At 42.8% G+C, this 9,255-nt stretch carries 8 protein-coding genes; 1 reads left to right on the top strand and 7 read right to left on the bottom strand.

The window, feature by feature from the left end:
• Positions 1-586 (bottom strand): SDR family NAD(P)-dependent oxidoreductase (locus WS42_RS13435; RefSeq protein WP_046451242.1); only part of this gene is annotated, 586 nt, incomplete at its 3' end.
• A gap of 955 nt (positions 587-1,541) precedes the next feature.
• Between WS42_RS13435 and WS42_RS13430 the strand changes: the two genes are divergently transcribed.
• A complete protein-coding gene (locus WS42_RS13430; protein ID WP_229057672.1) occupies positions 1,542-2,474 on the top strand; it encodes a DUF4595 domain-containing protein in 933 nt (310 codons plus the stop codon).
• An 85-nt stretch (positions 2,475-2,559) separates the two neighbouring features.
• Here WS42_RS13430 and WS42_RS13425 read toward each other — a convergent pair whose 3' ends face one another.
• The 6 genes from WS42_RS13425 to WS42_RS13400 all read right to left on the bottom strand — a co-directional run bounded on the left by WS42_RS13425 (position 2,560) and on the right by WS42_RS13400 (position 8,684).
• Positions 2,560-4,722, bottom strand: a complete 2,163-nt coding sequence (locus tag WS42_RS13425) for a S9 family peptidase (protein WP_286728660.1) — start codon at positions 4,720-4,722, stop codon at positions 2,560-2,562.
• Positions 4,723-4,794: 72 nt separating this feature from the next.
• The gene (locus WS42_RS13420) at positions 4,795-5,592 is read right to left on the bottom strand and encodes an amidohydrolase (protein ID WP_013610775.1); all 798 of its coding nucleotides are present in this window, start codon (positions 5,590-5,592) and stop codon (positions 4,795-4,797) included.
• The gene (udk, locus tag WS42_RS13415; RefSeq protein ID WP_013610774.1) at positions 5,589-6,227 is read right to left on the bottom strand and encodes a uridine kinase; all 639 of its coding nucleotides are present in this window, start codon (positions 6,225-6,227) and stop codon (positions 5,589-5,591) included. Before udk ends, WS42_RS13420 begins: the two co-directional genes overlap by 4 nt.
• Positions 6,228-6,246: 19 nt before the next feature.
• Positions 6,247-7,029, bottom strand: a complete 783-nt coding sequence (locus WS42_RS13410; protein WP_229057673.1) for a M15 family metallopeptidase — start codon at positions 7,027-7,029, stop codon at positions 6,247-6,249.
• Positions 7,019-7,567 (bottom strand): 1-acyl-sn-glycerol-3-phosphate acyltransferase, encoded by a 549-nt coding sequence (locus WS42_RS13405; RefSeq protein WP_013610772.1) that lies wholly within the window; start codon positions 7,565-7,567, stop codon positions 7,019-7,021. Before WS42_RS13405 ends, WS42_RS13410 begins: the two co-directional genes overlap by 11 nt.
• A gap of 109 nt (positions 7,568-7,676) precedes the next feature.
• Entirely contained in the window at positions 7,677-8,684 is a 1,008-nt protein-coding gene (locus WS42_RS13400; protein WP_286728657.1) for a WG repeat-containing protein, read from the bottom strand.
• Between the last annotated feature and the right edge of the window lie 571 nt (positions 8,685-9,255).

The following is a 9,255-nucleotide window of genomic DNA, read 5'->3' as shown; positions in this document are numbered from 1 at the left end:
TCGGTAACTCCTTAGCTCCGCTATCGCGCTTACCGATAAAAAACGGTATCACAGAACCACGCGATCCCATCACATTGCCATAGCGAACCACAGAAAATCTTACATCTTTCGATCCGCTGATATTGTTGGCCGCAGTAAACAACTTATCGGAAGTCAGTTTCGTCGCCCCGTACAAATTTATCGGAGCACAAGCTTTATCGGTCGATAAGGCTACCACATGTTTCACGCCGGTTTGTAAAGCCGCATTGATCACATTCTGGGCTCCGTGAACATTGGTCTTGATACATTCCTCAGGATTGTATTCGGCCGTATCCACTTGCTTGATAGCCGCGGCATGGATTATTACATCGATCCCTTCACAGGCCCGTTTCAACCGTTCCCCATCCCGGACATCGCCGATAAAAAAACGCAATTGGGGATAACGGTCGTGAGGATATTTTTGCTTCAGTTCAAATTGTTTGAGTTCGTCACGGGAATAAACCACGATACGTCTTACTGAAGGATAACGTCCTAAAATTGTTTCCACAAACTTTTTACCGAAGGAACCTGTCCCTCCGGTTATCAATACGGATTGGTCATTTAACATTTTAAATTGAAATTATAAGTCATTAAAAATATCATCCCGGAAAAAGATAAAAACTTTCCCGGGATGACATTAATTTTCCAACAATGATGTATGTAAAATAAAATAGATGTTTATGATTAAAAATCAGCCGGCCGACGACAGCACCGATCAAAAACGGAGCCAAATGTTCAAGCATAAAAACTGTATTTAAGATTCGTAAAAATCCACCTTATCACCAGCTTCCCCATCACAAATCCCCTACAAAATCTCCTTCCGTCTATCATCTATTATTTATCATCTATCTTCGTCGCTACCGGGAGAATCGAACTCCCGCTCCCGAACCATCGTAGCGGCGTTGCCTTAGGGGGTTTCCCCACCGGATTGGGTACCGGTTCACGCCCGGTCTGTTACCCTACGCGTGTAGCAACCCACGGCGACGCCACCGGGAGACTCTTTTACGTCCAAGAATGAAAAGGAGCTCGGGCAGCCGGGAGAAGAAATAAACTGAAAAAAATATCGTTTGAAATAACAGATAAGATTATAAAATACTATACATATTGAAATTTGAATTGAGAATACAAATCATCGGCAATATGTTTACAAAAAAAACGAACGATTAAATTTGTAATGAAAAATAGCTGGGAAGGTTTATGAATAAATTTTGAAAAGATTGATTAGATGAAGATTATAAAATAGTCAGAAAAAGAAAAGAGATTCAAAACATAACTGTTTTAATCGTTCGTTTTTTAACATCCGAACTACCTGATTATCTCTTTGTAAGAATATGATGCAAAAATACATATAAATTTGTTAGGAACCAACGATATTCGGAATTTATCCTTATAATTATTTCCCCAGTTTTTATATTAAAAAACCGTACGAACTACTTATATAAAAAAATTTTTGAATTGGATTTTTCAATGGGCTTAATTAATTTTGCAAACCGATTATTTATAAATTTTTAATAGAAAAACAAATGAAAAAATTATTATGGGGAACAGCACTCATGGTAGTGTGCTTATTTTCAGCTTGTAACGATGATGATGATGACAAAATCCCACAAGGGCCGGCAATCACATACGCCGGAAAGTTACCTTCCCGTATCGGGGATTACACTTTCGTGTACGATGATAACAATCGTTGCACTCAAGTTAAAAATAATTCTTACGTGTATGGCGAGATCGATTATGACAAGGGAGTTGTGATCATGGATGATGAAGAAGCCAAAGTGTCGTTTAACAGTGACGGATACGTCACAGGCATCAGCGCATCCTGGAATTATAATGAGGATGGTTACAGCTATAAAGGTAGCGGTAAGATTTCATTTTCATACAACGGAAACGGTCAGTTAGTATCTTATACAGAATCTTCCAGCGAGAGTGGGAAAGAGGATGGGGAAAGCTTTTCTTCTCAAGGAAGCTACAAGGCGACTTACACCTGGAAAGATGGAAACCTGATCAAGGTAGTTACCAAGGAAGAAAGTACAGAAGATGAAGAAAAATATGAATACGGTTCTACTTGTACAATCGAGTATGGGGAAGAGAAGAATGAACTGGGACAATATACTTTGGGACAGGCAAAGGTCCTTGATATGGAGGATGCCGATGTTTTTGCGTTAGTCGGTATGCTAGGGAAGGCATCGGCTTATTTCCCGGTTTCGTATACGGAGGAATATTACGAGAAAGATTCGGAACAAAATTACGAAAACGAATATAGCGAAAACATGACATACGTTTTAAATACGGATAAAACCATTAAAACGGAATATATCAATGGCTCTCCGTACTCTTATTCCTATGTTGCAATTGATAATGATAGTGATAATCTCAAAGTACGGTCTTTACTCCCTTCTGATAAAAAGAATTTGAACTTACGCTCATTCTTTATCCGTCATCACGGAAGAAAATAAAATTTCTTAAAAACGAGGCTATCCCATTGAAGGACAACTTCAAAATCGGATAGCCTCATCCTTTCTCTGATTACAATTCTCCTTTTTATTTCAAATAATCCTCAAAATAATCGGTCACCTTTTGCATCAGGTGAATCCGGTCTTTTCCCATAACGTTGTGCTCGGCACAGGGATAGGGAAAGTAGTCTACCTGTATATTATTTTTAATACATTCCCAGATAAAGCTCAGGCTATGTTCCCAAACCACCGTATTATCGATAGCTCCCTGACAGATCAGTAATTTTCCCTTGAGATCCCTGGCTTTATGAATGAGGCTTACCTTTGCATATCCTTCCGGATTGGTATGGGGGGAATCCATATAACGTTCGCCGTACATCACTTCGTACCATTTCCAATCGATCACCGGACCACCGGCAACAGCCACTTTAAATACGTCGGGATGATTGGTAAGCAGGGAAATCGTCATAAAACCACCGTAACTCCATCCATGCACACCGATCCGGTCGGCATCGACATATGGTAAAGATTTCAGCAACTTAATTCCTTCCATCTGATCAGCCATTTCAGCCTGACCACATTGTCCGTGAATCGCTTTTTCAAATTCAGCCCCCTGATTCGAAGTACCCCGGTTATCCATGACAAAAACCACATAACCGTGTTGTGCCATATACATTTCCCAACGACGCATTTCTGCCTGCCAGGTATTCTTTACCATCTGTGAATGCGGCCCCCCATAAACATAAACGATAACCGGATATTTCCGGGAAGCATCGAAATTCATGGGTTTGATCAGACGATAATAATTATTGAACTTACCATCGGCACTCTTTACCGTACCCAACGTAATCTCACCGAAATTATAATCTTTGGTAGGATCTTCCGCCTTCAACAATTCTTTCACTTTTTTCCCGTCATTTTGTACCAGCAGAATCACACGAGGCACTTTCAGACTACTATAATTGTCTACAAAATACTTCATATCGCCACTCATCGTCACTTTATGCCAACCTTCGGCCTGTGTCAAACGGGTTTTCTTTCCGCTTTTCACTTCCACCCTGAACAAATGATTATCGACAGGACTTACTTCAGCCGAAGTATAATACACAAACTTATCATCCTGCCCCACCATTTCGACATCGGCATTCACATCGGTCAGCCTTTTCAACACTTTTCCGGTTGCAGCCTCACACAGATAAAGACTAAAATAGCCATCCCGGTTATTCGTCCGGTAAATAAACCGGGATGGATCGTTTTTCAAAAACACGATCGGGGTCAAAGGTTCTATATAGCGCTCGTTCTGCTCTTCGAGTAAGGTCTTCACAAATTCACCGGTTTTGGCACTGTATTGATTCAATTTCATGTGTTTCTGAGCCCTGTCGAGTACCTGCACATAAATATAATCGGAAGCCGGACTCCAGGCTATATTCGTCAGGTATTGTTCCCGCCCGAAGTCATCTACGTCTAAAAAAACGGTCTTACCCGAAGCAACCTGATAAACCCCCAGACTGATTTGCTCGGATTTCATTCCTGCCATAGGATATTTGATCTCCCGCAAAGTCCCCATCCTGGAATTGATATCCAGCAAAGGGAAGGTTCCTACCTGACTTTCGTCCTTGCGATAGAAAGCAAGTTGTTTGCCATCCGGAGACCAGAAAATGCCTCCGTTGATCCCAAATTCATTCCGGCTCACCGTTTGTCCGTTGACTATATTCGGATCTTCATCGGAAGTAACGGCAAATTCATTCCCGTTAGCATCTACATAATATAAATTGTTAGCCTTCGTATAAGCCAGTAATTCCTGTCCGTTAGAGGTCACATTCTGTGCTCCTTTGGCAATAGGAAAAACATACGCCAACACTTTTTTATCGGTATCGATCTCATATCTTTTTCCCTGGCGCATAATCACCAGGGTACGGCCATCTTTCCATTCATATTGGGGCCATCCCTTCAAATCCGCCTCCAGCAAACGATTCAGTTCAGCTAATGTCATCAATACTTCGGGTTTTTCTTTTCCGGCCACCTCACCCATCAGGTTCGTCCCTTCCGGATAAGTCAGTACGTTCCGGTCTCCCTGCCATTGAATATACAAATTCTTCGGATAAAGCTGATACCCAAGTACCGCTTCCTCCATAGTCAATACCTTACCGCCATCGGTTTGTGGCTGATCTGTCCGGTCTTCCGACAAATTCCCGGCAGTCAGATTCATTATTGTTCCAACTCCCATGAATGTCATTAATATACTTTTCATTTTATATCGATTAAAATTATAACAAACGTTTGAATAAAGGTGCACAAAGATAACAAAAACTCCGTTTTAGCCTCATTTCTCCCGGAAAAGAAAGTCATCCCGGTCATCCAATACCGGAAATTTTTTTCTGAATTGCCTCAATTTCTCTATATCCAGTTCCACCCGGATAATGGCTTCATTTCCGGGAGAGGTACTTCCGACTTCCCTCCCCCGGGCATCGGCGACCATCGAATCACCGGAATAGGTCAAACCGTTATCATCTTCTCCGACACAATTGACGCCAGCAACAAAAGCCTGATTTTCAATCGCTCTGGCTTTCAGCAATGTTTTCCAGACTTCGCGGCGCGATTCCGGCCAATTCGCCACGAAAACAGCCAGATCATAATTTTGTGTGTTCCTGCACCAAACCGGGAAGCGCAAATCATAACAAATAAAAGCAGCTATCTTTACTCCCCGAAATTCGAAAGTCAACTGCCGGTCTCCGGGAGTAAAATGCTCGTTCTCCCCGCCCATTCTGAAACAATGCCGTTTGTCATAATACCGGCAATTTCCCTCAGGAAAAGCAGCAATCAAGCGATTATAATATTTTCCATTTTCCCGGTAAACCGTCGATCCCATTACCAAAGCATGCTGACGTTTCGCCCAAGCCAGCATCTTTTCTTCTACGACAGGATATGCATTTGCGACAGATTCCTTAGCGGCAAATGCCACCTCTGCCGACTTCTTTATCATCATACAGCCCGAAGTGAACATCTCAGGGAGTAGAATTACATCACAATCCTCACACTCCGCCATTTTTTTGTCAAAATTCTGTAAATTCTCCTGCAGCTCTCCCCAGGCCAAAGGGGATTGTACCAATGCTATTTTCATCTCCTATCCCTTTCCGATTCATGGTGAATCAATGAATTAATATTATGAATCAACATACTGACCGCAACAGAATTGAACCCTCCTTCCGGGATAATAATATCGGCATAACGTTTCGAAGGTTCTACGAACTCATCGTGCATCGGTTTTACCGTACAAAAATATTGGGTCAATACCGACTCTATACTACGCCCTCGTTCCTGCACATCCCGTAACAAACGGCGTCCTAAGCGCACATCGGGATCGGTATCTACATATACTTTCACGTCCATCAATTCGCGTAAAGTCCGGTTTTCCAGAATAAGGATTCCATCGATAATAATCACCTGTGCCGGCTCGACTTTGACGGTCTTATCCGTACGGTTATGATTGACAAAAGAATAAACGGGCCGGAAAACAGATCGTCCCTTTTTCAGTTTCATGATATCTTCAATCATCATATCGGTATCGAAAGCACCGGGATGATCGTAATTCAGCTTTGTTCGTTCTTCGAAAGACAAATCGTCATGCGCTTTATAATAATAATCATGACAAAGCGTGATGACACTTTCTCCTTCAAACGCCTCTTGCAACTTTTTTACCAAAGTAGATTTCCCCGATGCCGTACCTCCGGCAACACCGATGATCGTCGTATTCATTCAATCAGATTTATATAAACTATTCTATCACTTTCAGCCGCACCCTCGCTTCTGCCCTCGACATTAGATTAAAATGCCACCATTCGCTGGGAAGAACCCGGAATCCCGCATCGGTCATCACTTTACGCAATAACCTCCGGTTGTGCAAATGAGGTAAAATAATCCGCCCTTGCTTCACCATCGCCTCCTCCCGGTCAGGCCTCGCCTCCTCCCCGAAATAATCGAACTCACTTCCCATCGGCAAAACATGTCCTAAAGAATCGACCAAAGTCAGATCGACAGCAGCACCGTAATTATGCAATCCACCACCATTCCGGGGATTACTGACATACACCCGGTTTTCAGTCCCTTTGACCAAATCCCACATTTCTTGCTGCACCTTCATCGGACGGGCTGCATCATATACGAGCAGACTCAATTCCGGCCTCAGAAGTTTCAACTTTCGCTGGGCTTCTGCTAAACGCTCGGCGGCCTCCGGTAACAGAAATGCTTTCCGGATATCCCGATACAGCACCTTTCCGGCAAAATTATCGGATGTAGCATACACCAAATGTACAGCAATCGTAGGATCGACCTCCCCGATATCCACCAATCCTAATTGGCGCATCCTCCGTTCGGTTCCGGAATCTTCTTTTTGTCCGGTGGTATCCGCAGCGACACGCTCAACGGTGATTTTCGGTACTTCTTCTGTCAAAACAGGCTTCTGCCTCTTTTCTTGGTTACCGCTACCTCCTCCGGCACTTCCAAGAAAAATACATACGCTACCGAAAAAAACTATTCTCCGGAGCGTACTAATTACCATTAGAAAAATTCTCCGGATACTTTGGATTAGCATCGTGGTAAGTACTCATAATATAGGCTAAATCAGCATCCACATCCTCCGTCGGATAAAACAAAGGCCCCACTTCACAATATTTTCCTTTATAATCGATACGACCCAAATAAACCGGAACACCTGCCGCTTTCGCAATAACCAAAAAACCCTTCTTCCATTTCTTCCGCTTTTTACGGCTTCCTTCAGGGGTGATACACAAATACATCGAATCGCGTTGTTTAAACTCGGTAATCATCTGCTCTACCAACTGACTATCTTTATTACCGCGATCCACCGGTATCACATTCAATGCCCGCAGAATCATCCCGAGCGGAAAAAAGAAGAATTCCTTCTTCATCAAAATAAAAGCCGGAATACCCTGACTCAAAAAAGCCAGTTCTCCCCAGAAGAAATCCCAATTCGAAGTATGAGGAACAGATATAATCACCGCTTTTTTCTCTGCAGGCAATTCACCTTTGTATTTCCAGCCGGCCAGCCACATAATAAATCTTGCCAGATATTTCATAAGTATACACTTTTTGTCGGTCCAATCCTATTTACCAATTCGCGTCAAATTTACAAAATAAATTCATTCTCTGGCAAAGATTTATCCTGTTTAGCAGCCTTGAAAAAGTTTATCTGTTATAATTCAAGGTTATCCGGTAAAGTCCATCCTCTATAGAGCATAGATAGAGATCATCCGACAAGGCCTCGATATCACTATAAAGAGCCTCTGTAATCCGTTTACCTTCTGCATCCATTAGTCCATACCGGTTTCCTTTGGGATTCCAAACCGAATAAGAAAAATAGCGGCTTCGGTTCATCCTTTCTTCTCCATTATCGAAATATTCTCCAGTAGAATAATACAGGGGAAGGATAGCATCATATACAAAAGGCCGGACCACCGTTTTTCCATCTTTTCCGATCACTTGTTGCTTGCCCCCCTGAATACAGACTATCCCTTCGGGTACTATTTTCAGCCAATCGTATTCCACTGGCATAAGGATTTGTAACGAATCACCCAAAACCCCCCACCGATCTCCTTTTTGAAGTATCCGAAGTCCTTCTTCGGGCATATAAATATAATCGTATTGAGGTGCAACTTTCCATTGTCCATTGCGATCGATCAAACCACATTGCCGGGCATTGTCGAAGACGGCACAATAGCCTCCTTTAAACAGATAATCCATCTCCTGACTACCGACCGGATAGCTCCAGGTCGGCGGGACAACTGTCCGTCCTTGCCGGTCGATAAAACCGATCTTCCCTCCCGACATCACAGCCGCCAATCCTTCCGAAAACACCCAGGCCCGTTCATATTGTGCGGGAATCACCACTTCGCCGGTATAACAATTCAGATATCCCCTTTTTCCCTTCCGGCAAAACACAGCTAAAGAATCGGCCTTATCACCGGTCACCAGCCACTCTAAACGATCCAAAATCACCTGTTGCGTAACCCGGTTTTTCACCCTCTTTTTCCCATTCGAAAATTCTTCATACACATACTTATCACTCAATACCTTATTGTCAGCAAGATAGGTATGCCGTTCCACACTTTTAATATAAGCTGTTCCTAGAACAATCATGATCCCCAATAAAGAGAAGGCAATCACAGCAACGATAACTTTCCAAAAAATTTTCATACTATTATTTTTTAATTCGACTTTAAGATTTACTTTTATCTATATCTATTAGATATTATTTTTCCCAAAATCTATCATCTGTTCAAATAATAGTAGGTCTATTTTTTTTCTTTCTATTCCGATTCCGGTTTTTATACCGTCAGACCGGTTCGCCAGGACCGGTCCGCTAAGGCTTTCCTTCACTGACCGGCGGAACTCGCTTCGCTCAGACACCACCGGTCGGGCGTTCGGAAAACCTAACCGGACCCTCGTTCCCGCTCCAATGGTCTTCCGCCACAAAACCCTGCATCTCACGTTAACACGACCTGGCAAAGGAAGAATTAGAAAAATTTTATAGAATAAAATACCGGCTCACCTCTATCGGATTATGGATAGTTGGGTTACTTTACCGGAAAATCTTTTTTCGCTGAAATTTATGGTTTTCAGGTCCGGTTTAGCTTGCCAGGCAGTGATAACGGGAGTCGAAGATGTTCGTGTTCGGGGACCATTGGAGCTCTGGCGAGTGTCGTCTTGCTTTTTCTGAACGACCGACCGGTGGTGTCTGACGGAAACGTAACGTAAAGTTTTTTGC

The sequence above is a fragment of the Odoribacter sp. N54.MGS-14 genome, assembly GCF_000980295.1.
GTDB classification, from domain to species: domain Bacteria; phylum Bacteroidota; class Bacteroidia; order Bacteroidales; family Marinifilaceae; genus Odoribacter; species Odoribacter splanchnicus.
The sequence above is the reverse complement of the archived record's forward strand: the minus strand, read 5'-3'. Positions and strand labels throughout refer to the sequence as shown.

Bases quoted from the DNA above. Each gene is read 5' to 3' on its own strand.
- WS42_RS13430 (WP_229057672.1), top strand. From the start codon at position 1,542: ATGAAAAAATTATTATGGGGAACAGCACTCATGGTAGTGTGCTTATTT.
- WS42_RS13425 (WP_286728660.1), bottom strand. From the start codon at position 4,722: ATGAAAAGTATATTAATGACATTCATGGGAGTTGGAACAATAATGAAT.
- WS42_RS13420 (WP_013610775.1), bottom strand. From the start codon at position 5,592: ATGAAAATAGCATTGGTACAATCCCCTTTGGCCTGGGGAGAGCTGCAG.
- udk (WP_013610774.1), bottom strand. From the start codon at position 6,227: ATGAATACGACGATCATCGGTGTTGCCGGAGGTACGGCATCGGGGAAA.
- WS42_RS13410 (WP_229057673.1), bottom strand. From the start codon at position 7,029: ATGGTAATTAGTACGCTCCGGAGAATAGTTTTTTTCGGTAGCGTATGT.
- WS42_RS13405 (WP_013610772.1), bottom strand. From the start codon at position 7,567: ATGAAATATCTGGCAAGATTTATTATGTGGCTGGCCGGCTGGAAATAC.
- WS42_RS13400 (WP_286728657.1), bottom strand. From the start codon at position 8,684: ATGAAAATTTTTTGGAAAGTTATCGTTGCTGTGATTGCCTTCTCTTTA.